Genomic DNA, 26,478 nt, shown 5'->3' on the forward strand with positions numbered 1-26,478 from the left:
CCCTATTGGGCCCTGCCAGGCCGCAGAAATGCGTAGGGCGCAGCATGCCGGCGCAGTCTACGCCCCGGCACACCGCACCCAGCCAAGGCCTCAGTCTTCCAGGGTCGCCATCAGGATACCAATGCGGCAACCCTTTTCGTACTCGGTGAGATTCACATACTCCTTGATGGTATGGATCTCGGCCTGCCCGGCGCCGATGGTGATGGTCGGAACCCCGTGCTTGTCAAACCAGTTGGCGTCGAGACCACCATTGGAGAACAGATAGGTCGGCTCGATGCCCAGCAGCTTGAGCGCCTTGGTGGCACGCTTCACCACCGGAGCATCCTGGCCCAGTTCGAAGGGGGGGTAAGCCGGCTTCTGGCTGAACTTCACCTCCGCGGTGTTGCCCTCGTGATCCTTCACCTCGCCCTGCGCCTTGGCGAAGGCCTCCTTGTAGCCGTTCGCGATCTTGGTCGCGAAGGCAGCCTCCGGGCTGCGCGCCTCGCCGCGGATATAGACGTAGTCGGTGACGACATTGGTCGCATCGCCGGCCGCGACCGTGCCGCCCTTGCCGCCGAAAATGCCGACATTGCTGGTGCCGTGGCCGTCGGATTTGACGACCTTGCCGAACCAGCCGGCACGCTGTGCCTCGGCGATCGCGATGGCGCCGACCAGCGTCGCCGAAATGCCCTTTTCCGGCGCGACGCCGGCATGGGATGCCTTGCCCTTGATCTCGACTTCCCAGTTCTCCTGGCCGACTGCACCGACGAGCAGCTCCGAGGCGAGCTGGCCATCGACATTGATGCACATCGCAGCCCCGCCGAGATCGGCCGGGTTGAGTTCACGGGCACCATGCAGCCCGCTCTCCTCGCGGACGGTGAAGAGCAGGGTGATCGGCGGATGCGGCAGCTTGTGCTTGATCAGCGTCTCGGCGAGCACGACCAGGAGCGCGACGCCGGTGCGGGCATCGCCGCCGAGCGCGGTCGTCCCGTCGGAGACGATGCGGTCGCCCTCACGCCGAGGTTTGGCGCCGGCGCAAAGCGGCACGGTGTCGAGATGGGTGGAGAACAGCAGGCGTGGCCCCGGCCGCGTGCCCGGCAGATCGACGAAGAGATTGCCGGTCTCCGTCGGCACCGGGATGCGCTTGTTGGCATCGTCGAAGCGGATCGCGGATGCCGGCACCCCGACCTTCTTCAGCGCCTCGCTGACCGCAGCCCCGATCTTGGCTTCCTGACCGGTCACGCCTTCGACCGAGAGGAAATTCATCAGGTGGTCGATGGCACTTGCGACGTCGAGGGGGATTGAGGGGCTGCTCATGATGTCCATCCGATCAGGTCAGGGTTATTTCGTTTCGGGCTGCGCGACCGGCCGTCACAAGCCCCAGGGCAGGCCGAGCATCTTCCAGACCGCGAAGAGCGCCGTCCACAACACGAACATCCAGACGACATAGGGCAGCATCAGGGAGACGATCGTGCCGACACCTGCGGTCTTGTCGTATTTCTGGGCGAAGCCCACGACGAGGGCGAAATAGGCGTTGAGCGGTGTGATCGCGTTCATCGGGGAATCGCCGACGCGATAGGCGGCCAGCACCGCTTCCGGCTCGACGCCGAGCTTCATCAGCAGCGGCACGAAGACGGGCGCGAAGATCGCCCATTTTGCAATCGCGCCGGTCAGCAGCAGGTCGATGATCGCGACCACGACGATGAAGCCGAGCAGCAGCGGCAGCGCGCCGATATTGGCCGACTGCAGGACGCCCGACAGGCTGAGCGCCATGACGGTGCCCATGTTGGTATAGGTGAAATAGGCGACGAACTGGCTCAGCACGAAGAACAGGAAGATCGTGCCGCCGAGATTCTTGATCGACTTCTCGATCGCCGCGATCACCTCCGGCAACGTCCGCAAGGTCCCGGCTCCGATGCCATAGGCCCAGCCCGTGGTGAGGAACATCAGCATGATCAGTGCGATCAGCCCGTTCATGAAGGGCGAGTTGCCGATCAGCTCGCCGGTTGTCGGATTGCGCAGCGGCGCCCCCGGCGGCAGTGTCAACAGACAGAACACCGCAACCAGCGCGAGCAGGCCGAGCCCCGCGAAGCGCAGTCCACGCGTTTCCTGATCGGACAACGAAGCGCCCTGCTCCGTCGTGGTGCCTTCGGCCGCCAGCTTCGGATCGTAGACGCCAAGGCGCGGTGCGATCATCCGGTCGGTGATGAAGGCGATGACGACGGTGAGGAACAGCACCGAGGCGATCGAGAACCAGACATTGGAAGCCAGGCCGATCGAGCGGTTCGGATCAACGAGATGGGCGGCGTCATTGGTGAACTCGACGAGAACGGCGTCGAGCGGCTTGATCAGCATATTGACCGTGAAGGCTCCGGCCACGGCAGCAAAGCCGAGCGCGAGGCCGGCGAGCGGATGACGCCCAACGGCGAGATAGGCAATGCCGGCGAGCGGGATCAGGACCAGATAGCCCGCATCCGCGGCAATGCTGGCGAGGATGCCGACGAAGGCCAGGATATAGGTCAGCGCCCAACCCGGCGACACGATGACGAGCTTCCGGATCAGCGCCGTCACCAGGCCGGATTCCTCGGCCACGCCGGCCCCGATCATCGCGACGATCATCAGCCCCACGGCGGTGAAGCTCATGAAGTTCGGAATCAGCGACGAATAGATGAAGCGAATGCCTTCGACGTTGAGCAGGCTGCGTATCGCCGTGCTCGCCATCTCGACCTTATGGGTGTCGGGATTGATGCGCTCGAAGGTGACCGCCGCGCCGAACAGGCTGAGCACGGCCGACAGCACCATGACGATGGCGATGAGGATGAGGAAGATGACGACGGGATGGGGAACCATGTTCCCCACTTTCTCGACCGTATCGAGAAATCTCTGCATCGTTGTCTTTGACGCGACGTTCCCGGTAGACATGTCTTGCCCTCCCCTAAGCCTTGGACTTCGGCCCCACGGGGGGTCGCGATGAGCAGGTGTGCCGCCGGAATCGTTGCCGAGGCGGTCATACCGGCAACTTAATTCCCTGCGCGCCGAGGGCATCGGCACAGAATCCCAAAGCTTGGACCGCCTGTCCCAAAGTTGACGGCAAGCTTGCTGCCTCCGGATGGGTTCTTTATCCTGACACAGCCGCTCGAGATCCTCCGATCTCCTATTTGCAGATTGGGGACGTCGACGTGACACCGACGCACGGTAAGGCATGCAAGAGCAATTCGGTAAGCCCGTTACTGCGTGCAATGCTTGGCGCGCGCCCGAATCCTGGGGCTCTTTGACCATGGGCCGCCGCCTCGACACCTTGGGGATGAGCCTGGCGGGACTTGCCGTCGCGTTCGGCCTCAGTGCTTGCGCTTCGGCGCCACGCGGATTGCTTCAACCTGTCGAGCCCGTTGCCGGTACCGACCGTGTGAACATGCTTGCCGCGACGACGCGCGCTCCCTCGGCGGAAGCGGGTGTTCTGTTCAGCGGCGAGCGCGGAGATACGGTCTCGTTCAGCAATATCGTCGTCTCGATCCCCAAGGATCGGGAGGTCGGTACCATCCAGCTGCCGCGCACGGCTCCCGGCAATGCGGCAMCGGATTTTGTCGTCACCTCGACCGCGCCGGTCGCCAAGACGGACCTCGTCAAATGGTTCAAGTCGACGGGCGGGCGCAAGCGCCGGGTCTTCGTCTTCGTCCACGGCTTCAACACGCCGTTCGACCGCGCCGTCTTTCGTTTCGCGCAGTTGACCCATGACGCCGATGCCGATGCGTCCCCGGTCCTGTTCTCGTGGCCGTCGCGCGGCCATCTGCTCGACTACAGCCGGGATTTCGACAATGCATCGTATTCCCGCTCGGATCTCGCTTATCTGCTGAAGGCGGCTGCAAGTAGCCCCTCTGTCGGCGAAATCGTCATCCTCGCCCATTCCATGGGGAGCTGGCCTGCCGTCGAGGCCGTCAGGCAGATCGCTCTCGAGCAGGGCGGCGTCCCCCGGAAGATCAACAATCTCATTCTGGCCTCGCCCGATCTCGATGTCGGCGTGTTTCGCCGGCAAGTCGAGGACATGGGCTCCCAGCGTCCGCAGATCACGCTTTTCGTCTCGCAGAACGACAGGGCGCTGCAGCTCTCCCGCTTCATTTCCCGCGGAGCGACGCGCCTCGGCGGCATCGACCTGACGCGCGACGAGTACCAGCAGCAGCTGGCGGGGTTGTCAGGCATCACGGTGCTGGATCTCAGCGCCATCAATGCCGGCGACCGCATCAATCACGACCTCTTTGCCGCCAGCCCCGATGCGGTCCGCCTCATTGGAGGCCGGCTGCTCCAAGGCCAGGTCATCACCGATTCCGACGTTTCCACTCCGCTGATGGCTGCGGATGCGCTCGGTTCGGCCGCCAGCCTGATCGTTACCGCGCCGATTCGCGTCTTCGACGCAGCGTCCCCGCGCCAGTAGCGAGCCAAGTGCCGCAAGAGGACCACCTGCTTCCTCCTGATAACGACAATTCTCGGCGGTTTATTGCTTGCCATTGCTAGCTCCGAGCGTCACAGTTTCTTCACGGAACTGAGAAACATTGACCTCCCGTTGGTACGCGGGGCCAAGATTAACGTAACGCTATCGCGAGGAGAATGCCGTGTCGGCTCTCTCTAGTACCAATTCAGGGATCCCGGGCGGAGCGGTCTTCGTTCAGAACTTCTCGACCAAGGGACTGCCCGCGGAGGATCAGTTCGACGCGTGGCGTTCTCTGCTCTCCGAGACGATCGATCTCTTGCCTACGCCGAACGCGTCCGAGCCATTCGACGCCGAGTTCTCCTCGTGGAGCTTCGGCGACGTCGTTCTGACCAGGACGCTCTACGCCGACGCCCCCGCTCGCCATTGGCGGCACAGGCCGCGGTCCTTCATGGATCATTGGTGCGTCGTGCTCGCGCATTCCTGTTCGCCTGAGTGCAACCTGCTTTCCCTGAGCCCCCCCGAGCGGCAAGGCAATCTCAGCTTCCGCTCGCTCGCCATGCCGTTCGAAGGCCAGGCCGAGGACACGGAAGTCCTGACGCTGTTCCTGCCTCGTAACTTTTGCCAGGAGGAACTCGTCGATTTCGAGCGGGCGCACGATCTGGAAATCAATCCCGAACTCGGGGCGCTGCTCACGGGCTATATGGAGAACCTCGCCCGACAACTGCCGCATATCTCGGTGGAGCATGCGCAGGGCCTCGCCACCGCGACGCGTTCGCTGGTCGCGGCCTGCATCGCGCCGCGGGTCGAACGTTCCGAGGCTGCGGAGGTGCCGCTGACCTCCCTTCTGATCGATCGTGCCCGGCGCGTCGTCCGGCAGAACATGGCCTCCCCCGAGTTTGGTCCCGAGCGGCTRGCGCGCCTCATGGCGATGTCCCGCTCCAAGCTCTACCGGCTGTTCGAGAGCACGGGTGGCGTGGCTCATTTCATCAATCGCGAAAGGCTTCGCGAGGCGCATCGCCGACTCGCATCGACTCGCGATGCCCTGTCGATCCACGTCATCGGCAATGAAGTGGGCTTTATCGATCATTCGACCTTCAGCCGGGCGTTCCGACGTGAGTTCGGCTACAGCCCCACCGAGGCGCGCGAACGGCACCTGACCAAATTCTCCTCGCTCCCATCTGGACTTGCCCAGCAGGATGCGGCGCTGGACGATGCAGCGGGAGGGAGCGGAGATGAACGCGCCGCACACAGCCTTGCCGACTAGCCGAAGAGCATGAGGTTCTCGGCATGAAGGGGGCGACGGGGCGCCTCTCCTTTCTCTACGCGGCCCTTTTCTTCGAGCTCGGCGTCAATCTGCCGTTCTTTCCGCTCTGGCTGCGCGCGCAATCGCTTGGTGACGATGCGATCGGCATCGTGCTTGCCGCACCGCTGCTGACCCGCATCATCGCAAATCCGGTCGTTGGCGTCCTCGCGGACCGGAGCGTGCGCATGACCATTGCGCTGGTTGCCTGCTCGGTGGCTGTCGTCATCGGCACAGGTTTTCTCGCCTTTGCCGCGGGCTTCCTGCCAATCCTGCTGCTGGTGATTGCGATCGCGCTCGCCCAGGGTCCACTGATCGCCCTCACCGATGCCGTAACCCTGCGCAGCCTCGAGGGCTTGCGCTCGGCAGAGCTGCGCTACGGGCGGATTCGCCTGTGGGGCTCGGCGGGCTTTGCGCTCGCCAACCTCTCGGCGGGCTGGATGCTCGACTGGCTGCCGATCTCGTCCATCATCGGAATGTTGCTGCTGTCGGCGCTTGCGACCGCGCTTGCCACGGTCGCCGCCGCAACCATTCGCCTGCCGGAGAGATCAGCCGCTCCCCACGAGAGGGCCGGGTTGGTGGAGAGGCCGCATCTGCTGATCCTGACGATTGCCGGGGCGGCACTCGTCCAGGCGAGCCACGCTGCCGTCTACGGGTTCAGCACGTTGCACTGGCAAAGCCTCGGCATTTCCGGGGGTACCATGGGAAGCCTCTGGGCGGCGGGCATCGCGTCGGAGATCACATTCTTCAGCCTGCTCGGATACGTCATCCGCGGCTCGGCCGGAGCAGGCGTCCTGCTCGCCGCCAGCGGCGCTGTCGCCACATTGCGCTGGGCCGGCATGGCTCTCGACCCGGATATAGCCTTCGTCGTCCTGCTGCAGCTGACGCATGGCCTGACCTTCGGCGCGACGCATCTGGGCAGCATCTTTCTGCTCGCGAAGTTCGCGCCGCGCAGCATGCTGGCCCAGGCTCAGGCCTGGCTTGCCGCCGGATGGGCCGGGGTGATGGCGGCTCTGACGACCCTTGCCGGCTATCTCTACGGCTCGTGGGGGGAGCATGTTTATGGCCTGATGGCGATCGCTTCCGGCATCGGCTTCCTCTTGCTGATCCCTGTCGCAGCCAGCCTGAGACGGGAGGATACGGCTCCGCAGCAAGGACCTCCGGACGCCGAGTACCCTGTCCCAAAATTGGGATGACCAGCGCAGAGTTGGGATTCTGAGCTAATCCGCGCTTCCCGGACTGTTGGTAGCGTCCGTCCCTGCCGCCCGAAGAGATTGGCGACGGACACTTGTCTTGCGCCCGAGGTTCCACGGCCTCTGCCTCGCGGTTGCCAGAGGAAGAACATGATGCTTTTGAACGGCTTGCGAGAGAACCCGTTCCCCGCGAATGGCAGGATCGTTGCAAGAACTCCGCCGTGTGCGAGGGCGGCGCTGCGAGGGCCGAAGGCATGAGCGTGCGTCGCGGCCCTGGTCCCTCCCGGTCTCTGCATGCAGCCGCGCTGACCGTCATTGCACTCGCCTCCGCAGCCTGCCAGCGCGAGGCCGACGAGGCCCCGCCGCCCGTGCGGATCGTCCGCACGATCACGGTCGACGAGCCCCGCCAGGCAGCGGACATCAATTTCACCGGCCATATCGAAGCGCAGGACCAGGCGTCGCTCTCCTTCCGCATCGGTGGCCGGCTGGCGGAGAGGCGCGTCGCGGTCGGCGCGACGGTACGCGAGGGAGAGGTCGTTGCCCGCCTCGACCCCGAGAACGAACTCAACGAACTGCGTTCGGCGCGGGCGGCACTCACGGCTGCTCAGGGCCTTCTGAGAAAGGCCGACAACCAGTTGCAGCGCCAGAGCCATCTGCTCCAGCGCAATGTCACGACGCAGGCTGATTTCGAGGCTGCCGAGCAGGGGCGCACGGCTGCCCGGGCTCAGGTCGACGCCGCACAAGCCCGCGTCAATTCCGCAGAAGATGTCGTCGGCTTCACCACCTTGAAGGCCGATGCACCAGGCGTCGTGACCAGGATCGGCGCAGAGCCGGGCGAGGTCGTCGCTGCCGGCCGATGCGCGCGTGTATGTCGCGCTCACCGGCGATCCCGGCACCACCGTCAGGGGCCGGGTACGCGAGGTCTCGCCCCAGGCCGACCCGGTGACGCGGACCTTCCGAGTCAGGGTCGGCCTCTCAGAGCCTCCGCAGTCCTACCGGCTCGGGACCGCGGTCCTCGGCACGATCCGCGGCAGCGAAGCCTCGGCCATTACCATACCGTCGACGGCGCTGGTGCGCCGCGAGCAGGATACCGGAGCCTGGGTCGTCGATCCCAAGACGCTCACCGTGTCGCTGCGCAAGCTCGACGTCCTCAGCGCCGACCCCGCGACGGCCCTGATCGGCAAGGGCCTGGCACTTGGCGATGTTATTGTCACGGCCGGCGCGAGCCTTTTGCAGGAAGGCCAGCATGTGCGGCTGACCGGGACGGAAACACGATGAGCTTCAACCTCTCGGAATGGGCCCTCAAGAACCGCTCGGTCGTGATCTATCTCATGATCGTCGCCGTCGCGGCCGGCGTGCTCGCCTTCGTGCGGCTTGGCCGCAATGAAGACCCCTCCTTCGTCATCAAGTCGATGGTCGTCTCGGCGGCCTGGCCGGGCGCGACCATGGAGGACACGCTGACGCAGATCACCGAGCGGCTCGAGCGCCAGCTCGAGGAAACGCCCGGCCTCGATTTCGTCCGCAGCTTCACTACGCCCGGCGTGACGACGATCTTCGTCAACCTGAAGCAGTCGGTCCCGGCGCGCCACGTGCAGGACACCTGGTACCGGGTCCGCAATCTCGTCGGGGACATCCGCCATACCCTGCCCCAGGGTGCGGTCGGGCCGTTCTTCAACGATCGCTTCGGCGACACTTTCGGCATCATCTACGGCTTCACCGCAGATGGCTTCACCAGCCGTGAGCTGCGCGACCATGTCGAAGCAGCCCGTTCGCGCCTGCTCCTCGTGCCAGACGTCTCGAAGATCGAGATCATCGGCGCCCAGGACGAGCGCATCTTCGTCGAATTCTCCGTCAGGGAACTCGCCAATCTCGGCATCGATCGCTCGGCCCTGCTCGGCGCCCTGCAGAGCCAGAACGTCGTGCGCCCCGCCGGCATCATCCAGACTGAGGACGAGAAGGTCTCGCTGCGCGTCTCGGGCGCCTTCCAGTCGGAAGCCGATCTGCTGAACGTCAATTTCCCCGTCGGCGATCGCATGGTTCGCCTCGCGGACATCGCCACCGTGCGCCGCGGTCATGCCGATCCGCCTCAGCCGATGTTCCGCGTCAACGGACGGGAAGCGATCGGACTGGGCATCGCGATGCGCGATGGCGGCGATATCCTGGCGCTTGGCAAGAATATCCAGCGTGCAATGGCGACCATCACCGCCAATCTGCCGCTCGGCATCGAGCCGCGCCTGGTCGCCGATCAGGCCGTGACGGTCGATCACGCGATCGACGATTTCATGACCTCGCTCTGGCAGTCGATCGCGATCATCATGGCGGTGAGCTTCATCAGCCTTGGCGTGCGCCCCGGCCTGGTCGTTGCGCTGTCCATTCCGCTGACGCTCGCGGTGGTCTTCGCCGTGATGCTCGTTGCCGGCATCGACATGCAGCGGATCTCGCTCGGTGCGCTGATCATCGCGCTCGCCCTGCTCGTCGACGACGCCATGACGACGACCGACGCGATGGTGACGCGTCTCGCCGCCGGCGAGGAGAAGGCAAAGGCTGCGACCTACGCCTTCAAGAAATATGCGATGGCGATGCTTGCCGGAACCCTGGTGACGATCGCCGGCTTCGTGCCGATCGGTTTTGCAGCAAGTTCGGCCGGCGAATACACATTCACCCTCTTTGCYGTGGTCAGCATCGCCCTGGTGGTGTCCTGGTTCGTGGCGGTGATCTTTGCACCGGTGCTTGGCGTCGCGATGCTGAAGGCGCCGGATCCGGCATCGAGCAATGCCGGCCCCGGCAGGGTCGAACGAACCTTCCGGCAGCTCCTGTCCGGGGCCATCAGGCTGCGCTGGGCGACCATCGCGGTGACGCTCGCATTGTTCGTCGCCTCCGTCCTCGCCCTGCCGCTGGTGCCCCGCCAGTTCTTCCCCGCCTCCGACCGGCCCGAGCTTCTGGTCGACCTGACACTGCCGCAGAACGCCTCGATCTATGCGAGCGAGCAGCTCGCGACCCGGTTCGACGCGGCACTCAAGGGCAACCCGGATGTCGATCGCTGGAGCACCTATGTCGGGCGCGGCGCAATCCGCTTCTATCTGCCGCTCAATGCGCAATTGCCCAACGACTTCTTCAGCCAGGCCGTCATCGTCGCCAAGGACGTGCCGGCTCGCGACCGCCTGCAGGCCAAGCTGGAAGAGCTCCTGGCCAAGGAGTTTCCGAATGTCGTCGCGCGCGTCTATCCGCTCGAACTCGGGCCGCCGGTCGGCTGGCCCGTGCAGTACCGCGTCAGCGGGCCCGACATCGCCGAGGTGCGCTCGATCGCGATGAAGCTGGCTCAGGTCGTCGCGACGAGCCCCAAGACCGAGCAGATCAATTTCGATTGGATCGAGCCTGCGCGCGAGCTGCGCCTGCGCGTCGATCAGGATGAGGCACGCCGCCTCGGCCTGAGTTCGCAAGCGCTTGCGGCGATCCTGAACACCGTCGTTTCCGGCACAGTCGTGACCCAGGTGCGCGACGATATCTATCTCGTCGATGTCGTCGTGCGGGCCCAGGACGCCGACCGCGTCTCGCTGGATACGCTGCGGACCATGCAGGTCGCGTTGCCCGGTGGACGCTCCGTGCCGGTGTCGCAGTTCGTGACGTTCAGCTACGGGCTGGACGCGCCGCTGATCTGGCGGCGCGACCGGGTTCCGAACCTGACAGTCGCCGCGGACGTCAAGCCCGGAACGCTGCCGGAGACCGTCGTCTCCGCCTTGCAGCCCTCGATCGACGCGCTGCGGAAGACGTTGTCGCCCGCCTACAGCATCGCCGTCGGAGGAACCGTCGAGGAAAGCGCCAAGTCGCAATCCTCGGTCATTGCTGTCGTGCCGGTCATGCTGCTGATCATGTTCACCGTGCTGATGGCCCAGCTGCGGAGCTTCAGACTGTTCGCTATCGTGCTCAGCATCGCGCCTCTCGGCCTCATCGGCGTGGTCAGCGCACTGCTCGTGTCGGGCAAGCCACTGGGTTTCGTCGCCCTGCTCGGCATCCTGGCGCTGATCGGCATCATCACCAAGAACGCGGTGATCCTGGTCGGCCAGATCGAGGCCGAGCGGGCCAGCGGCAAGAGTGTCGTCGAGGCGGCGCTCGACGCCAGCAGCACGCGCTTCCGGCCTATCATGCTGACGGCGGTCTCGACGGTGCTCGGCATGATCCCGATCGCCCCAACGGTGTTCTGGGGCCCGATGGCCTTCGCCATCATGGGCGGCCTCCTGGTCGCGACCGTCCTCACTCTCATCCTGCTGCCCGTGCTTTATGTCGCCGTCTTCGGCGCAGGCTCGCCCACACCGAGCAAGACGAAAGCCCGGGCGACGGCCGCTGCGGGAGTTTCTTCGCGATGAGACCGATCTCAGCCATCCGGTTCCAGCCCTCGGCCACGCGCATTCTCCGCGCCGCTGCCGCCTCGATGTTCGTCCTGGCGCTCGCTGCCTGCCAGAACCAGGAGGCCGCCCCTTCGGAGGGCCGCCCGGTCCGCGTGGTCAAGGTCGAGGCCGGCAAACTCGCCAACGACATCAAGCTGAGCGGCGAGATCCAGGCCGAGAAGAATGTCGGACTCGGCTTCCGCATCGGCGGCCGTGTCGCCGAGCGGCCGGTCAATGTCGGAGATCGCGTCGCAGCCGGACAGATCGTTGCCCGCCTTGACCCCTCGCTCGAACGCAACGCTCTGACGGCCGCCAAGGCAACGCTCGAAGCGGCCCGCGGCGAGGTGAACACGACGCGAAACACGTTCGAGCGTCAGGAACGGCTGATGGCGCAGGGCTTCACCACCCGGCCTCGTTTCGATCAGTCGCTCAAGGCGCAAGAGGCCGCGCAGGCCCAGCTCGAGGACGCCGAAGCGCAAGTCGAGCTGGCACAGGACCGGCTTGGCTTCACCGAATTGCGCGCAGGCGTCTCGGGCGTCGTAACCGCGCGCAGCATCGAGCCCGGCGAAGTCGTGCAGGCTGGGCAAGTCGTGCTTCAACTGGCGCGCGAAGACGGCCGTGACGCCGTCTTCAACGTGCCCGCCACGCTGCTGGAAACGCTGGAAGGCGACACTCCGATCCGGGTCGCTCTCGCCGAGGCTCCGACAGTGCGCGCATTTGGCCGTGTCCGAGAGGTGGCCCCGCAAGCCGACCCCGTGACCCGGACCTTTGCGGTCAGGATCGGCCTGATCGATCCGCCGGAGGAGATGCGGCTGGGATCGACCGTGGTCGGGACCATGGAGCTCACCTCGGCCTCCATCGTCTCCGTTCCGGCCAGCGCCCTGACCCAGCAGGACCTGTCGCCGGCAGTCTGGATCGTCGACCCCGTGAAGTCGACGGTCTCGCTGCGCAATGTCGACGTCCTGCGCTTCGACCCCGGCCTCGTCATCGTCTCGCAGGGGCTCGAGCCCGGCGACGTCATCGTCTCCGGAGGTATTCAGGCGTTGCACCCAGGCCAACGCGTGCAGCCGCTTCCCGCCGCGCGCGAGGCCGGCCGCACTGCGGCGGCGGCCCGGCCGCCGGGAAGCCCGGCGCTCCCGCCTTCGTGACGCATGAGGCCCCTTCTCCGCCGCGGGCGGACCCCTGCAACCAGAGGGTATCCTGGCAGGATCACACCATTCACCAGTCAAGCGATGCCATGATGTCCTCTCGGAGACATTCTATGGAGATCATCCCCGCGGTCGGCGAGGCTGAAAGACTCAGAACCGAACTCCTCGTCGTCGGCGTATTCAGCGGCGGCGCATTGGTCGGGTCGGCGCGGCGTCTCGACGAACGGGCAGCCGGCAAGCTGTCCGCGATTGTCGGGCGCGGCGAACTTGGCGAGGCCGCCGGCGCAACCTTGCTGCTCCATCATTTGCCGGGCTCCGTCGCGACCCGCATCCTGCTCGTCAGCCTCGGCAAGCCCGAAGCCTTCTCCGACCGCGCCTATCTGCGGGCTCTTTCGGCAACGGCGAAGATCATCGCGGAGAGCGTCGTCGCCGAAGCCGTCATCGCCCTGGCCGAACACGAGGTCCCCAAGCGCAGCTTGAACTGGCAGGTTCAACAGGCTGCGCAAATTCTGGCCGATGGCGGATACGTCTTCGTCCTGCCCGGAACCCATCCTCGCCGCCAGATCGCGCGGCCCCGCCCAGTGCGCAGCATCATGCTGCTCGTTCCGCAGACCCTCACCTCGGAACTCCTCGGCGCGCTGCGGCAGGGCATCGCGGTCGCCGAAGGCGTCGCCTTGGCGAAGGATCTTGGCAATCTGCCGGGCAATATCTGCACCCCCGCCTATCTCGCCAGCACCGCGAAGGAGATGGGGAGGGAGTTCGGCTTCAATGTCGAAGTCCTGGAGCGCGAGGATCTCGAAGCGCTCGGCATGGGCGCCTTTTTGGTCGTCGGCAGGGGCTCCGCCAATCCCTGCAAGCTCGTCGTGATGCAGTCCAATGGACGCAAGAGCCGGAGCCGGCCGATCGTCCTCGTCGGGAAGGGCATCACCTTCGATATCGGAGGCACGCCGCTGACCCCGGGAGGCGACCCCGACGAAATGAAGTTCAACATGAGCGGTGCCGGCTGCGTTCTGGGGGTGATGCGTACGGTCGCCCGACTGGAGCTGCCGATCAATGTCGTTGGACTGATCGCCGCGGCCGAGAACATGCCGGGCGGCAGCGCCAGCCGCCCCGGCGACATCGTCACCTCGATGTCGGGCCAGACCATCGAGATCCGGACCCACGAGGCCGAGGGGCGGCTGCTGCTGTGCGATGTCCTGACCTATGCCGAGCGCTTCTCGCCGGCCTGCGTCATCGATGTCGCGACCTTGACCGAGGCTTGCGTCGTGGCGCTGGGTTCGCATGCGAGCGGCCTCTTCGCCAATGACGATGCGCTCGCTGCGGAACTCCTGAGATGCGGGGGCGTGTCGGGCGATCGTGTCTGGCAGCTCCCGATCTGGGACGACTATTTCGGCCAGCTCGGCAGCAGCTTTGCCGATACCAGCAATCTCGGGGGGCCTGCGGCCGGCGCGATCACCGCCGCCTGCTTTCTCGCCCGCTTCGCCAGGGCCTATCCCTGGGCCCATCTGGATATTGCCGGCACCGCGTCGATCTCCGGCGCCACCAAGGCCTCGACCGGCCGGCCGGTACCACTGCTCGCCGAATTCCTCATCGGCCGCGCCGCGGAAGCAGCGTCGCCGAATGGCCTTTCCCTCCCCTCCCCCTCAGCAATGGAGCTGCACTCATGAGCGATCTGGTTTTCATCGGCTTCCCGACCGAACAAAAGGCCGAAGAGGTCCGTCAGAAGGTCCTTTCCCTCCAGCGCGAATATCTGATCGAGCTCGGCGACGCCGTTGTCGTCGTCAAGGACGAGAAGGGACAGGTCAAACTCAACCAGATGATGAACCTGACGGCGGCAGGCGCAGCGTCGGGCGCCCTCTGGGGCACCTTGATCGGCTTCATCTTCCTCGCCCCGCTGCTGGGCACGGCTCTCGGTGCGGCCTCAGGCGCGTTGGGCGGAAAGCTCAGCGATGTCGGCATCAACGACCAGTTCATGAAGGACGCGGCCAGCGCCTTGCAGCCCAACACCGCCGGGCTCTTCCTGCTGATCCGCAAGATGACCACCGACAAGGTCCTTGCCGACCTGAAGGGCGTCGGCGGCACGCTGATGAGCACCTCCTTCGACGAGACCAAGGAGGCTGCGCTGCGTGAGGCGCTGGCAGCCAGCGCCAGCGCCAGTGCCGAAGCGGCTCCTCCGGCCGCCACATGACGCTGGACTGGGGCGCCGGAGCGGGAGCAGAACAGGCCCAATGGGCCATCGCGACGGCGCGCCTCGACGATTTCCGCCCCCTGCTGCCAGCAGAGGAGGAGGTCGTCGCCAAGCTTCTCAGCGGGACTTTCGACCGCCTGGGAGATGGCTCGCGCCCGGAGAAACCTGGMCCGGCGCGGGTCATTCGCGCATCCTTCCTGCGCTTTCTCATGCTCGGAGGCGAGGAAGGCTGTCGGCCCCACGAAAAGGGCGTCAGGATCAGCGGCGCCTGGATCACGGATGTTCTCGATCTCGAAGCCTGTCGCGTCTTTCGCGACATCGGCCTGAACGATTGCCATTTCGAGGCCGCGCCGATCTTCAGGGCCGCGATCATCAACCGCCTGTTCCTGGACGGCTCCTCGCTTCCCGGGCTCCAGGCTGAGCGGCTCGAGGCACGCGGCGGCGTTTATCTGCGCGGCGCGGAGGTCACTGGCGAGGTTGATCTCGTTCAGTCGCGTCTGGGCGGCAATCTTGAATGCGATGGCGCCACCATTCGCGCACCAAGCGGCTACGCGCTGCTCGCCCCGAGCCTGGAGGCACGCAACGTCCTGCTGCGGGGGGCGACACTACGGGGCGGCATCAACCTGTCCGGTGCAGTGCTTGCCGCAGATCTCGACTGTGCCGGCGCCACCGTCACCCGCACTGACGGCATTGCAATCGATGCCAACGAAATCGAGAACCGCGGCAGCGTCGTGCTGCGCAGCGCGCGCATCGAAGGCGAGATCCGGCTGATCGCCTCGCAGATCGGCGGCGACATCGACTGCTCAGGCGCCGTTCTCGGCACCCCCGGCCAGACTGCGCTGGACATGAGCCGCAGTGCGATCAAGGGCGCGTTCTTCCTGCGCCGGGATGCCCAGGTGAACGGTGCGCTGGTGCTGACCGGCGCTTCGATCGGGACCATCCATGACGAGGCGGCCTGCTGGCCCAAGCAAGGTGATCTTCTCCTGAATCGCTGCCGCTATGGCGCCTTCATCGACGGGCCAGTCGATGCCGAGAGCCGGCTCGACTGGTTGGGGCGGCAGGCGCCCGAGCGCTGGGGCGAGGATTTCTGGCCCCAGCCCTATGAGCAACTGGCCTCCGTCTTCCGCGAGATGGGACATGGCGAGGATTCTCGCGCCGTGCTTGTCGTCAAGGAACGACTGCAACGCCAGGCCCGGCGCAAGCGGGCGGCCAATCCCGTGCTTCGCGGGCTTCTGACAGCCGCCGACGGTGTGCTTGGAATCACCCTTGCCTATGGTCGTCAGCCACTTCTGGCCTTCGTCTGGCTCCTGTTCTTCTGGTTTCTGGGCGTTGCCATCTTCGGTTATGCCGAGCATCGGGGAGCCGTGATGCCCAATAGCGCCGTGGTCCTGCGTTCGCCCGAATGGACCTTGTGCGGCATCGAACGGTCCGAGCAGCGCTCCCTGATCGCCACCCAGCAGACGAGCGGCCTGGCCGAGCCCGGCCAGACCCAGCTCGCCTGCTTCCGCCAGCGCTGGGAGGCCTCGAGCTACCCGGCCTTCAGCCCCTGGATGTACTCGCTCGATACGCTGCTGCCAGTGCTCGACATGGGGCAAAGAACCTTCTGGCGGCCCAATCCGTCCAAGCCTGGCGGTCGCATCGCCATCAACTATTTCTACTTCCAGTCGATCGTCGGCTGGGCTTTGAGCCTGCTGGCAGTTGCCGGTTTTTCGGGATTGGTGAAGTCGCCCTAACCCGGCCGACCCGCCTCGCATTCAGGATGGGAACGACGTGAGCAAAGCCCCGACATCTGCGCGCGCCCCCCGCAGCGGCGATGACAACGCCAAGCGCGAGCCCCTCTCAATCGACCTGGCGCTTCAGGGTGGCGGCGCTCATGGCGCCTTCACCTGGGGCGTGCTGTGCCGGATCCTCGAGGAGGACTGGCTCGAGATCGAGGCGATTTCGGGAACCTCGGCCGGCGCGATGAATGCGGCCGTGCTGGCCTCCGGCTATGCCAAGGGCGGCCGTGCTGGCGCACGCGAGGCACTCGAGCTCTTCTGGCGAAAAGTCTCGGAAGCGGCGCGCTTCAGCCCGTTCCAACGCAGCCCGCTGGACATTCTGCTCGGGCGCTGGACGCTCGACAACTCGCCGCTCTTCGTCGCCATGGACATGATGTCGAGGGTGGTCTCGCCCTACAGCCTGAATCCCACCGGCTCGAACCCGCTGGCCGATATCCTCGCCGAGGTGATCGATTTCGGTAGCCTGGCGACAAGCCCGATCAAGCTCTTCATCACCGCCACAAATGTGCGCACAGGCCGGGGGCGGGTGTTCCGCAACGCCGAGATCACGCCCGACGTGCTGCTGGCCTCTGCCTGCCTGCCGACCCTGTTCCAGGCGGTCGAGATCGATGGCGAGAGCTACTGGGACGGCGGCTATTCCGGCAATCCGACGATGACGCCGCTGATCAAGCACAGCGATGCGCTCGACACCATCCTGGTTCAGATCAACCCGGTCGAGCGACCCGAGACACCGCTTACTGCGCGCGACATCCTGAACCGACTGAACGAGGTGTCGTTCAACGCGGTTCTGCTGAAGGAACTGCGGATGATGGCCCTACTGCGGCAGAAGGCCAATCCCGAGAGCGGCGAGGGCGCGCGCTGGGCCCGCATGCGCCTCCATCGCATCACCAGCGACGCCATGACCGAGCTCGGCTACTCCTCCAAACTCAATGCCGAATGGGAGTTCCTGACCATGCTCCACAACGAGGGAAGGCGCTCGGCAGAGTCCTTCTATCGGGAGCATCGGGACGACATCGGCAAGACCTCGACGCTCGATCTCGACGAATTGACCGAGGGCATCTGAGGATAGCGAGCGGATCTGCCGCGCGCTTCAGCACCGACCTCCCGACACCAGGCCTGACCAGGAATGAAGATGACCTCCGGCAAGATCTATCAAGGCGCCCTGATTCTGATTGCGACGATCATGGCGGTCGCCGCGTTGTCGATCGCCAGCTCGGTCTTCGCGCCGGTCGCCTTCGCGCTCTTCATCATCGCGCTCGTCTGGCCGCTTCAGAAGAGCCTGCAGGCCTTCCTGCCCCGCCTGCTCGCGCTCGCGATCAGTGTCGTGGTCATGGTCGTCGCCTTCTTCGCCTTCGGGTCGCTGATCGTCTGGGCTTTCGGCCGTGTCGGCCGCTGGATCGTCAGCGACGCTGCGCGCTTCCAATCCTTCTACGACCAGATCACGGTCTGGCTGGAAGGGCATGGCGTGGCCGTGGCCGGCGTCTGGTCGGAGAACTTCAATGTCAGCTGGATGCTGCGCACCGCCCAGACCATCACCGGCCGCCTCAACAGCACGATGAGCTTCTGGCTCGTCGTCCTCGTCTACGTCATCCTCGGCCTGCTGGAAGTCGACGATTTCGGGCGCAAGGTGCGCACCATGCGCAACCGCGAGACCGGCCAGGTTCTGCTGCAGGGCAGCACGGCCACCGCCAGCAAGATCCGCCGCTACATGGTGGTCAGGACCCTGATGAGCCTCATCACCGGCCTGCTCGTCTGGGGCTTCGCCAAGGCTGTGGGCCTTCAGCTTGCGGAGGAATGGGGCTTCATCGCCTTTTCCTTGAATTACATTCCCTTCCTGGGTCCGCTCGTCGCCACGGTTTTCCCGACCCTGTTTGCGATGACGCAGTTCGGGTCCTGGCAGGCGGTGATCGCGGTCTTCGCCTGCCTCAACCTGATCCAGTTCATCGTCGGCAGCTATATCGAACCACGCGTCGCCGGCAGCGCGCTCTCGATCTCTCCGGCGACCGTACTGTTCTCCGTGTTCTTCTGGAGCTATCTCTGGGGCGTCTTCGGCGCCTTCATCGGCGTCCCGATCACGATCGCATTCCTGACCTTCTGCGCCCAGCATCCCTCGAGCCTATGGCTCGCGGAGCTCTTCGGCTCGCCGGAGAAGGATGCGCCTGCGATCCCGATCGACGCAGCCGTCAAGAGCTGAGGCCGGCGTCCGGCCTGGGCGCGACCTCGATCCGCTGCGGCGCGAGCAGGGCAAGCCCGCCATCCGTGGCGGCTGCGAGCGTGTGAATATAGAAGCCGGTTGCCTCGTCATCGGTCGCCTCCATCACGGGAGACGGCGCCGAGACGATCTTCAGCGGACCGCAGCGCCCGATCCAGTCGACATGGCGGTGGCCGTGCATCGCGACGAGCCGGTGCGACATCGGCTTGAGCTGGCGCACGAACCGGCTGCCATTGATCAACGCCGTGCCGATGCGCTCCGAGAAGGCCTTGGCTGGCTTCGGATATTCCACGGGATGGTGATGCAGCGCGATGACCCAGCGCGCCTTCGGGTATTGGCGCAGGATCGCGAGCATCGCCCGCATGTCCTCTTCCGAAACGAGGCCCAGCGCATTGGTGAAGGAGAAATGAGTTTCGGCGTTCGAGTTCAGCAGCACGAGCCCTAACCCGTCCGCTTCCGCCGGCGGCAGTAGCATCGGGAAGATATCGTCCCAGATATTGGCCAACCCCGCCGACAGGCGCAGCGAGCCCGCATCGGCGAAGGCGGCGATCGTCTTTCGATGGGGCTCCAGCGCCGCCGACAAGGTGCTGCCCAGTCCCGTCCGGTCCTGGTCGACGACCCGGACCCGGTCGCCCTGGATGGCGGCCATGGCCGACAGCGTCCGCATCTGTCTCAGGCGCTTCCCGGGACTCGTCGGCAATTCCAGCCGCGCCGGATTCGCGCGATCCACGATGTTCACGTCGTGGTTGCCGGGAAGGATGAAGCTCCTTTCGGCCAGCGCGGGATGCCGCGCCATCGCGTCCAGGAATTCCGCCCATTCCGCCGACCTGCCCGCATCCGTCATGTCACCGGTGATCAGAACGAAGTCGAGCGGTTCCTGGGCATGGATCTCGTCCAGTCTCTCGAGAACCTGGGCAAGCCGCTCGTTGCCACGCGGGCCGGCGCGCCCGCTTTCGATCCGAAAACCATAGCGCTCCCCGACGACATGGATGTCGGAGAGATGCACGACCCGCCATTTGCGGGCTGACGGCGGCGCCTCGTCATAGGACCCAAGATCGCGCGGCTGATCCATCAACCCATCGGCAAGGCCCCAGGCGAGCGAAGCAACGGCGAGATATCCGCTCATGACGGTCACCGTATTGGCAAGCGCGGGAACGACCAGTCGCAAGGGATTGGCAAGGTCAGCGATCTCGCCCGACCAGCGTGTCGCGGGCCAGGCAAGCGCGGCAATGCCCGCGGCCATGAGGAAGGCAGCAAGGCCGGCGCCAATGGCCGTCGCGGCCCGCAGGCCCGCGCGCTTGTCCTCGCTGGCCTCGGTCGTGAGAAAGCGCTCGGCCAGATGCCGCAGACCCTCGCGGCACAGGGCGTAGCCCGGTTGGACGGCGAGCGAATTCAACGACCAGAAGCTGCGTTCGGCGGCACGGAACAGCGGCCTGAAACCGAACCAGCCGAGGGCCGCGATCAGCGCCAGGAGAATGAGCGGCCCGATTCCTGCCAGCGCGTAGATCCGGCCCGACATCGAGGTGAACCAGGCCGTGGCGACAAGCGGGGCAAGTCCGAGCAGGACGCCCGGCAAGAGAGCGAGGATGATCCAGGCCAGCGCAAGCTTGGGCAGGTTGATTTCCCCCAGCATGCTTCCGGCGATGGCAATCAGGGAGCGCTTCTTGGTGCTGCTGGCGTCGTCCTCTGCGTCTCCAGCCCGCGGTTCGATGATCATCGGCATGGTCAGTCACGATCCAGGAAAACTGCGCTCGCCAGGACAGATCGGCGTCGAATGGTCATGCCTTGCCCCGCAGCAAAATCAGGATGCACACAGCTCAGTTGCCTCGAAGGACATAGCCTTGATGCCAGAGTCATGCACGCTTTCACGGCCAATCTTTCATACCCAAACCGAGAATGGGACGCCGAGCACAGAAGTGAGACACGGGGCTGATGACCGGCGAAAGGGCAGATGCTACTTTAAAATCAGATACTTGCACAATTTGTAACGTGATTTCAATAGAATTGAACGCGCCACTTCAATGCACGAAAGACAAGATTGCAGCGATATTTCAGTAATAATTCGCCAACAGCAGCGTTGGCGAGATTTTGATTGCTATCATATTACATCAAATGAGACACTTTCGCTCCGGAAGATGAAACCGCAATCTTCGATATTCGTCTTATCTAAGCTTCAAATCGAACAAAATACTTGCGCACGAGCATCGTCTCGAGGCCGCGACCGGCATGCGATCATCGGGCTGCCGGCCCCGCCCACACCCGGCTCGCGCCAGCCGGCCAAAGGGGCATGGTCATGACCACCGAAGCCGGCAGGGCGCCGCCCCTTGCCATGCTCACGCGCAGTCTCGGCTTTCTCGCGCTATGGCTGATCCTGATGGGCCCCGCCCTGAAGGATCTGCCCATCGGTCTGATCGCCGCAGCCGCAGCGACCTGGACGAGCACGGCGCTTTGGCCGGAAAGCGGAAAACTGTCCACGCGCGGCCTCTTGCGCTTCCTGATCCGCTTCATACCGCAATCAGCCGTGGCCGGCGTCGATGTCGCGCGCCGCGCCTTTGCCCCACAGCCGGCCTTGTCGCCAGGCTTTGTCACCTATCGCACCGCGCTGCCGCCCGGCATGGCCCGCAGCGCCTCATGTGCGGTCATGAGCCTCCAGCCCGGCAAGCTGCCCGTCGCGGCGGATGCGGACGGCACGCTTCATATCCATTGCCTCGATCTGCGCGAACCGGTGGCGGAACAGATCGCCGCTGATGAAGCAGCCTTCTGCGGTACTCTGGAGAATGGGGGCGATCATGGCTGACCTCTTCACGGGAGCAGCGCTCTTCATCCTGACCGTCACGGCGCTTGGACTGTTCAAGGTGCTGCGCTCCGACATACCCGTCGAACGCATGATGGCAGTTCAGTTGCTGGGCACGGGGGGCGCTGCCGCCGTGCTGCTGCTCGGCGCCGCTTCGCGTTCCGCCGCCATGACGGATGTCGCCTTGCTGCTGATGCTGCTGGCCGCCGTCTCCTGTGCTGCCTTCACCTTCGGGCAGTCCGGCCTCGGCGCCGACGCATCCGAACAGACGGAGGACGAGGCGTGACGGCGCTCGCCAATGCCTTCACGCTTATCGCCGTCGGCGGCGGCGCTCTTCTGTTTCTCGCCGGTACGCTCGGCCTGCTGCGCTTCCCCGACACGCTCAGCCGCCTTCACGCGTTGAGCAAAGCCGACAATCTGGGGCTCGGGTTGATCGTGCTTGGGCTCCTGCCGCAGGCCGAGAGCTTCGCAGGCGGCCTGAAGCTGGTCTGCGTCTGGCTGCTGGCCCAGATCTCGGCCGCAACGGCGAGCCAGTTGATCGCCGGGGTGCTCTATCGGCGCAAGCCCCGCCCATGACCATGCTTCTCGATCTCGCGCTCGTCGCGTGGCTTCTCGCGCTGGCCGTCCATGTCGCCAGGGCCAGGGATGATCAGGGTGCGATCATCGCCTTCATTGCCTTCGGTCTGCTGCTTGGACTGGGCTGGACGCGGCTCTCGGCGATCGACGTTGCCATGACCGAGGTGGCGATCGGCGGCGGTGTCACCGGCATGCTGCTGCTTCGGGCCGAAGCCCGGCTGCGCAAGCGCTCATCCCGCCCCCATGCCCCCAACAGAACCGCCAAGGCAGGCGCCGCGATCGCCTGCACGCTCGTGGCGGCTGGCCTCGCGCTCGCCGTGCTTTCCTTCCCCTCGCCCGCCCCGACACTCGCACCTGCCGCTGCCGCGGCGCTGGACGCGACCGGCCTCGGCAATCCCGTGACGGCCGTCCTGCTGGCTTACCGGGCGTTGGATACGCTGCTTGAGAAGGTCGTTCTGCTGCTCGCCCTCCTGGGGGTGTGGTCGCTGGCGCCCGATCAGCTCTGGGGTGGTGCACCAGAGGTGAGGCAAGCGCTTGCGCCGCCGCCCTTTGTCTACCTCGCCCGCGTATTGCCCCCCTTTGGCGTGCTGATCGCCGTCTATATGTGCTGGGTGGGGGCCGACGCGCCGGGCGGGACGTTCCAGGCTGGCACCGTGCTTGCCGCGATGTGGCTGCTCGTCATGTTGGCCGGCCTGCGTCCCGCACCGGAAACGAGGCGGACGACGCTGCGGCTCCTTCTGGTCGGGGGACCGGCCCTGTTCTTCGCGATCGGCTTCCTCGGCTTTGCGATCGCAGGCGGCTTCCTCGCCTATCCGGAGGGCGCGGCCAAACCCATCATCGTCGGCATCGAGGCAGCGCTGACGATATCGATCGCCCTGACGCTCGGCCTGCTCGTGGCCGGCCCCTCCAGCAGGGCTCCGGCCCCATGAGCCTCGCATCCCTCGGCCCCGCCACATTGTTTGGCCTGTGCGGCGCGGCGCTGGCCGGAATCGGCCTGTTCATCGTGATCACCCATGCCGGCCTCCTGCGCAGGATCGTCGGGTTCAACATTCTCGGCGCGGGCATCTTCCTGGTCTTTGGCGCGGCGGCACGGCGCGGAGCAGCCGCCGGATTTTCCGGCGACCCGGTTCCGCAGGCCATGGTGATCACCGGCATCGTCGTCGCATTCTCGGCGACCGCCCTTGCCGTCGCGCTGCTGCAGCGCCTGTTCGATCTCACCGGCCGCGAAAGCCTGGACGCGCCAGCGGCCGGCGACAAGCAGCGGGCCGAGCCATGACCCCTCTCGCGCCCGCCTCCGTTCACCTTGCCACTCCCGGCGGCTATCTGCTGGTCCTTGCCGTGACCTTGCCCGTCCTCGGCGTGCTGGCCATGCTGATCCTCGCCCCGCGCCATGCCAGGCAGGTCGCGCTTGTCACCGTCGCCGCCGGTCTCGTCACCGCGATCGCTATCGTGGCCGAGTTGATCCGGACCGGCAGCGCGCTCACCTATGTCGTTGGCGGCTGGCAACCGCCGCTTGGAATCGCACTGCGCGCCGACGGGCTTTCCGCGACGATGATCGCGATGACGGCGGTGGTGCTCACGGCAACATGCCTGTTTGCGCGGGACCTCTATGCGCTGGCCCCGAAGACRCAGGACGGGAGGGCGCCGACGACCTTCTGGGGCTTGCTGCTGGCAACCTGGAGCGCGCTGAACGCGGTCTTCGTCGGCGAGGACCTGTTCAACCTCTATGTCGCCCTCGAGTTGCTGACATTCGCCGCAGTCCCGCTGGTCTGCCTCGATGGCCGCGCCGAGACCGTCGCCGCAGCGTTGCGCTACCTGATGTTCGCGCTGCTCGGGTCCCTGCTCTACCTGCTCGGCACCGGGCTGCTCTATGGCAGCTACGGAACGCTCGATATCCAGATGCTGTCGCGCCTGAACGAAGGCGGGCCGGCCCTCTCGGTGGCACTTGCCCTGATGATCGTAGGGCTTCTCGCCAAAGCTGCCCTGTTTCCGCTGCATCTCTGGTTGCCCCCGGCCCATGCCGGCGCACCCGCAGCCGCGAGCGCGGTGCTCTCGGCTCTCGTCATCAAGGCGCCGGTCTTCCTGATCCTGCGTCTCGTGCTCGACATCGCCCCCCCGCAGGCAGCGATCCTGGCCGGTCAGATCCTGGCGGTTCTCGGCGCGTCCTCGATCCTGTTCTGCAGCGTCATGGCGCTTCGGCAGGCGCGGCTGAAGCTGATGATCGCCTATTCGACCGTGGCGCAGATCGGCTATCTCTTCATCGTCTTCCCGCTCGCAGCCGGAAATGAGGCGCAAGCTCCCTGGGAAACCATCGCCTGGACCGGAGGTGCCCTCCAGCTGGTTTCTCACGCGTTCGCCAAGGCCGCGATGTTCCTTGCGGCCGGCGTCATCGCCGAGGCCTTTGGCCATGACCGGATCGCCGATCTCGGCGGGTTCGGCCGCGTACTCCCGATCAGCGCGGCGGCCTTCGGCCTCGCCGGCCTGTCCCTGATGGGGATTCCACCGAGCGGAGGCTTCATTGCGAAGTGCCTCTTGCTGACGGCCGCGGTGCTGAACGGCCACCCATGGCTTGCCGCCACCATTCTGGCCGGAGGCCTGCTTGCAGCGGGCTATGTCTTTCGCGTCGTCGACCGCGCCCTGGCAACACCGGCCATCGCGCTCGTCGCACAGAAACCGATACCGCGGCGCCTCGAGCTCGTGGCCCTTGTTCTGGCGGTGGCGGCCGTGCTGCTTGGTTTCGTACCGCTCGAGCCCTTCGGCTTCCTGCAGCTGGGGCGCTCCGGGGTCATCGCAACGGTGGCGCCATGAACGCTTCCGGCCTGCTCCTTGCCTCTTCGTTGCTCCTCCCGCTCGCAATGGCGGCCTGCTGCATCTTCGGGCGCTTCCGGACCCGTGCGCTGTCGCTGCTTGCTGTCGCGCCCCTGCCAGGCCTGCTCGCGGCGCTTCTGGTGCCGGACGGAACCTCGGTCTTCTTCCCGCCGCCATTCCGGATGTCGCTCCTCCTCGATCGGCCGGGTGCAATCCTGCTCGGCGGCGCCGCCCTGCTCTGGAGCGCAGCGGGCGCCTTCGCGTCCTCCTACATGGGCCGCGAGCCGGCCGCTGCCCGCTTCGCCGTCTGGTGGCTGCTGACGCTGACAGGCAGCCTCGGCCTCTTCATCGTGGGCGATATCGCGAATTTCTACCTGCTCTTCACGCTGGCGAGCCTCGCCGCCTATGGGCTGATCGTGCATGAGCAGACCGCACGCGCTCACAGAGCCGGCGTCGTCTATGTCGTGCTGGCACTGCTCGCAGAGGCGTTTCTGCTGCTGGCCTTCGTGATGCTCGCGGCCGGCCACCCCGACGCCAATCCTGCGATCCGGGACGTGGTCGCATCCCTGCCAACATCCCCGATGCGCGACAGCATCGTTGCCCTGCTCATCCTCGGCTTTGCCTTGAAGATGGGCCTCGTGCCGTTGCATGTCTGGCTGCCGCTCGCCCACCCCGCCGCGCCGATGCCCGCTTCCGCCGTGCTCAGCGGGGTGGTCGTCAAGGCGGGCGTGATCGGCTTGATCCGCTTTTTGCCCTTCGAGGCCGGCCTGCCATTCTGGGGCAACGTGCTGATCGCGGCCGGCATCGTCACCGCGTATTTCGGCGTCATCGTCGGTGTGACCCAGACCCGCGCCAAGACCATCCTGGCCTATTCCACGGTCAGCCAGATGGGTCTGCTCGCCGTCCTTCTCGGTGTCGGGCTCGAGAATGCCGATACCGGGGCGACGAGCCTCGTTGCCTACTACGCGGTGCATCATACGCTGGTGAAGGGGGCCCTCTTCCTGGCGGTCGGCATTCTGGCTGCGACCGGGCAGGCACGGTTGCGTCCCGTCCTGCTGCTCACCGCCCTCCTGGCGCTCAGCCTCGGCGGCATGCCCCTGACCAGTGGCGCCCTTGCCAAACTCGCGACCAAGCCGATGCTGGGCTATGGCTATGTCAGCCACGCGATGGCGCTGGCCGGCGCTTGCAGTACGCTGCTGATGCTGAATTTCCTGTCGATCGTGGCGCGCGACGCACGGGAGAACTCCCCGTCCTCCGCTCCTCCCGGACAGCTCCTCCCCTGGCTCATCGTCGCGGCCGCCTCGCTGGTGATCCCATGGTCGCTCTATCCCGCAATTGCGGGCGAAGGCATCGCCAGCCTGCTGCAGCCCGACGCGCTCTGGAAGGTGGCCTGGCCCATGCTGCTGGGCGCGCTTGCCATGCTGCTGGTTCGTCGCATCACGGCATTGCCTGGCTCCATCCCCGAGGGTGACATCGTCGTGCTGGCAAAGGCCGGTACCTCCGTCATTCAGCGCCTCGCTGCCGGCATCGAGCAGGTGGACGCCCTGCTGCGCCGCTGGTCGGTGGCCGGGCTGTCGCTCATCATCGTTGCCGTTCTGCTGGGAGCGCTGATGTATCGAGCCTGAACGCGAGCGGGTCTGTGCTCCCTGGCTCTCTGGCTCTCTGGCGCCCCGGCCATGGTCGGATACAGT

At 65.8% G+C, this 26,478-nt stretch carries 21 protein-coding genes and 1 pseudogene; 19 read left to right on the forward strand and 3 right to left on the reverse strand.

Going from position 1 to position 26,478, the window contains the following annotated elements; translation table 11 throughout:
* Window positions 1-90: 90 nt before the first annotated feature.
* Together AC1DRP_RS01440 and AC1DRP_RS01445 are read right to left on the reverse strand one after the other, a co-directional pair.
* Window positions 91-1,296, reverse strand: coding sequence for a M20/M25/M40 family metallo-hydrolase (locus AC1DRP_RS01440; protein ID WP_441506404.1), 1,206 nt, complete (start codon window positions 1,294-1,296; stop codon window positions 91-93).
* Window positions 1,297-1,350: 54 nt separating this feature from the next.
* Window positions 1,351-2,901, reverse strand: a complete 1,551-nt coding sequence (locus tag AC1DRP_RS01445) for an AbgT family transporter (protein WP_441506405.1) — start codon at window positions 2,899-2,901, stop codon at window positions 1,351-1,353.
* A 355-nt stretch (window positions 2,902-3,256) separates the two neighbouring features.
* Here AC1DRP_RS01445 and AC1DRP_RS01450 point away from each other — a divergent pair, with 355 nt between their 5' ends.
* The 12 genes and pseudogenes from AC1DRP_RS01450 (at window position 3,257) to AC1DRP_RS01505 (ending at window position 18,591) form a co-directional block, all read left to right on the forward strand.
* Window positions 3,257-4,408, forward strand: a complete 1,152-nt coding sequence (locus AC1DRP_RS01450; RefSeq protein WP_476767616.1) for an alpha/beta hydrolase — start codon at window positions 3,257-3,259, stop codon at window positions 4,406-4,408.
* A gap of 178 nt (window positions 4,409-4,586) precedes the next feature.
* Entirely contained in the window at window positions 4,587-5,669 is a 1,083-nt protein-coding gene (locus AC1DRP_RS01455; protein WP_441490728.1) for a helix-turn-helix transcriptional regulator, read from the forward strand.
* A 23-nt stretch (window positions 5,670-5,692) separates the two neighbouring features.
* A complete protein-coding gene (locus AC1DRP_RS01460) occupies window positions 5,693-6,901 on the forward strand; it encodes an MFS transporter (RefSeq protein WP_476767617.1) in 1,209 nt (402 codons plus the stop codon).
* Window positions 6,902-7,152: 251 nt separating this feature from the next.
* Window positions 7,153-7,713: pseudogene (locus AC1DRP_RS01465) on the forward strand (efflux RND transporter periplasmic adaptor subunit); the annotation flags it as partial.
* Window positions 7,714-7,762: 49 nt separating this feature from the next.
* Entirely contained in the window at window positions 7,763-8,176 is a 414-nt protein-coding gene (locus AC1DRP_RS01470; RefSeq protein ID WP_476767640.1) for an efflux RND transporter periplasmic adaptor subunit, read from the forward strand.
* The gene (locus AC1DRP_RS01475) at window positions 8,173-11,262 is read left to right on the forward strand and encodes an efflux RND transporter permease subunit (RefSeq protein ID WP_476767641.1); all 3,090 of its coding nucleotides are present in this window, start codon (window positions 8,173-8,175) and stop codon (window positions 11,260-11,262) included. The genes AC1DRP_RS01470 and AC1DRP_RS01475 overlap by 4 nt, the downstream gene beginning before the upstream one ends.
* On the forward strand, window positions 11,259-12,431 hold the full coding sequence (locus tag AC1DRP_RS01480) for an efflux RND transporter periplasmic adaptor subunit (protein WP_441506408.1): 1,173 nt from the start codon (window positions 11,259-11,261) through the stop codon (window positions 12,429-12,431). Before AC1DRP_RS01475 ends, AC1DRP_RS01480 begins: the two co-directional genes overlap by 4 nt.
* Window positions 12,432-12,544: 113 nt before the next feature.
* Entirely contained in the window at window positions 12,545-14,098 is a 1,554-nt protein-coding gene (locus tag AC1DRP_RS01485) for a leucyl aminopeptidase (protein ID WP_476767618.1), read from the forward strand.
* Window positions 14,095-14,619, forward strand: coding sequence for a DUF1269 domain-containing protein (locus tag AC1DRP_RS01490; RefSeq protein ID WP_441490722.1), 525 nt, complete (start codon window positions 14,095-14,097; stop codon window positions 14,617-14,619). The genes AC1DRP_RS01485 and AC1DRP_RS01490 overlap by 4 nt, the downstream gene beginning before the upstream one ends.
* Entirely contained in the window at window positions 14,616-16,352 is a 1,737-nt protein-coding gene (locus AC1DRP_RS01495; protein ID WP_476767619.1) for a hypothetical protein, read from the forward strand. The genes AC1DRP_RS01490 and AC1DRP_RS01495 overlap by 4 nt, the downstream gene beginning before the upstream one ends.
* Before the next feature lie 37 nt (window positions 16,353-16,389).
* Window positions 16,390-17,460: a patatin-like phospholipase family protein gene (locus AC1DRP_RS01500; RefSeq protein WP_476767620.1), complete on the forward strand. Its 1,071-nt coding sequence runs from the start codon at window positions 16,390-16,392 to the stop codon at window positions 17,458-17,460.
* Between the two features lie 63 nt (window positions 17,461-17,523).
* Window positions 17,524-18,591, forward strand: coding sequence for an AI-2E family transporter (locus AC1DRP_RS01505; RefSeq protein WP_441490720.1), 1,068 nt, complete (start codon window positions 17,524-17,526; stop codon window positions 18,589-18,591).
* Here the strand turns inward: AC1DRP_RS01505 and AC1DRP_RS01510 are convergent.
* Window positions 18,581-20,332 carry a metallophosphoesterase family protein gene (locus AC1DRP_RS01510; protein ID WP_441490719.1) on the reverse strand — a complete coding sequence of 584 codons (1,752 nt, stop codon included), beginning with the start codon at window positions 20,330-20,332 and terminating at the stop codon, window positions 18,581-18,583. The genes AC1DRP_RS01505 and AC1DRP_RS01510 overlap by 11 nt on opposite strands.
* A 570-nt stretch (window positions 20,333-20,902) precedes the next feature.
* Between AC1DRP_RS01510 and AC1DRP_RS01515 the strand changes: the two genes are divergently transcribed.
* Genes AC1DRP_RS01515 through AC1DRP_RS01545 form a run of 7 tightly spaced genes read left to right on the forward strand, consistent with a single transcriptional unit; the run spans window position 20,903 to window position 26,412 of the window.
* Complete coding sequence (locus AC1DRP_RS01515) at window positions 20,903-21,406, forward strand: Na+/H+ antiporter subunit E (RefSeq protein WP_476767621.1); 504 nt, start codon at window positions 20,903-20,905, stop codon at window positions 21,404-21,406.
* A complete protein-coding gene (locus AC1DRP_RS01520; RefSeq protein ID WP_441506414.1) occupies window positions 21,399-21,689 on the forward strand; it encodes a monovalent cation/H+ antiporter complex subunit F in 291 nt (96 codons plus the stop codon). The genes AC1DRP_RS01515 and AC1DRP_RS01520 overlap by 8 nt, the downstream gene beginning before the upstream one ends.
* On the forward strand, window positions 21,686-21,979 hold the full coding sequence (locus AC1DRP_RS01525; RefSeq protein WP_476767622.1) for a cation:proton antiporter: 294 nt from the start codon (window positions 21,686-21,688) through the stop codon (window positions 21,977-21,979). Before AC1DRP_RS01520 ends, AC1DRP_RS01525 begins: the two co-directional genes overlap by 4 nt.
* Window positions 21,976-22,908: a hydrogenase subunit MbhD domain-containing protein gene (locus AC1DRP_RS01530; protein WP_476767623.1), complete on the forward strand. Its 933-nt coding sequence runs from the start codon at window positions 21,976-21,978 to the stop codon at window positions 22,906-22,908. The genes AC1DRP_RS01525 and AC1DRP_RS01530 overlap by 4 nt, the downstream gene beginning before the upstream one ends.
* Window positions 22,905-23,255, forward strand: a complete 351-nt coding sequence (locus tag AC1DRP_RS01535; RefSeq protein ID WP_441490714.1) for an NADH-quinone oxidoreductase subunit K — start codon at window positions 22,905-22,907, stop codon at window positions 23,253-23,255. The genes AC1DRP_RS01530 and AC1DRP_RS01535 overlap by 4 nt, the downstream gene beginning before the upstream one ends.
* Window positions 23,252-24,787, forward strand: a complete 1,536-nt coding sequence (locus AC1DRP_RS01540; protein WP_441490713.1) for a complex I subunit 5 family protein — start codon at window positions 23,252-23,254, stop codon at window positions 24,785-24,787. The genes AC1DRP_RS01535 and AC1DRP_RS01540 overlap by 4 nt, the downstream gene beginning before the upstream one ends.
* Window positions 24,784-26,412: a complex I subunit 5 family protein gene (locus AC1DRP_RS01545; protein ID WP_441490712.1), complete on the forward strand. Its 1,629-nt coding sequence runs from the start codon at window positions 24,784-24,786 to the stop codon at window positions 26,410-26,412. Before AC1DRP_RS01540 ends, AC1DRP_RS01545 begins: the two co-directional genes overlap by 4 nt.
* Window positions 26,413-26,478 lie beyond the last annotated feature (66 nt).

The organism is Allobosea sp. 01N443, assembly GCF_056399325.1.

Coding starts and splice junctions, on each gene's coding strand:
- AC1DRP_RS01545 (WP_441490712.1), top strand. CDS start 24,784: ATGAACGCTTCCGGCCTGCTCCTTGCCTCTTCGTTGCTCCTCCCGCTC.
- AC1DRP_RS01505 (WP_441490720.1), top strand. CDS start 17,524: ATGAAGATGACCTCCGGCAAGATCTATCAAGGCGCCCTGATTCTGATT.
- AC1DRP_RS01445 (WP_441506405.1), bottom strand. CDS start 2,901: ATGTCTACCGGGAACGTCGCGTCAAAGACAACGATGCAGAGATTTCTC.
- AC1DRP_RS01480 (WP_441506408.1), top strand. CDS start 11,259: ATGAGACCGATCTCAGCCATCCGGTTCCAGCCCTCGGCCACGCGCATT.
- AC1DRP_RS01440 (WP_441506404.1), bottom strand. CDS start 1,296: ATGAGCAGCCCCTCAATCCCCCTCGACGTCGCAAGTGCCATCGACCAC.
- AC1DRP_RS01460 (WP_476767617.1), top strand. CDS start 5,693: ATGAAGGGGGCGACGGGGCGCCTCTCCTTTCTCTACGCGGCCCTTTTC.
- AC1DRP_RS01535 (WP_441490714.1), top strand. CDS start 22,905: ATGAGCCTCGCATCCCTCGGCCCCGCCACATTGTTTGGCCTGTGCGGC.
- AC1DRP_RS01515 (WP_476767621.1), top strand. CDS start 20,903: ATGACCACCGAAGCCGGCAGGGCGCCGCCCCTTGCCATGCTCACGCGC.
- AC1DRP_RS01490 (WP_441490722.1), top strand. CDS start 14,095: ATGAGCGATCTGGTTTTCATCGGCTTCCCGACCGAACAAAAGGCCGAA.
- AC1DRP_RS01510 (WP_441490719.1), bottom strand. CDS start 20,332: ATGCCGATGATCATCGAACCGCGGGCTGGAGACGCAGAGGACGACGCC.
- AC1DRP_RS01485 (WP_476767618.1), top strand. CDS start 12,545: ATGGAGATCATCCCCGCGGTCGGCGAGGCTGAAAGACTCAGAACCGAA.
- AC1DRP_RS01530 (WP_476767623.1), top strand. CDS start 21,976: ATGACCATGCTTCTCGATCTCGCGCTCGTCGCGTGGCTTCTCGCGCTG.
- AC1DRP_RS01520 (WP_441506414.1), top strand. CDS start 21,399: ATGGCTGACCTCTTCACGGGAGCAGCGCTCTTCATCCTGACCGTCACG.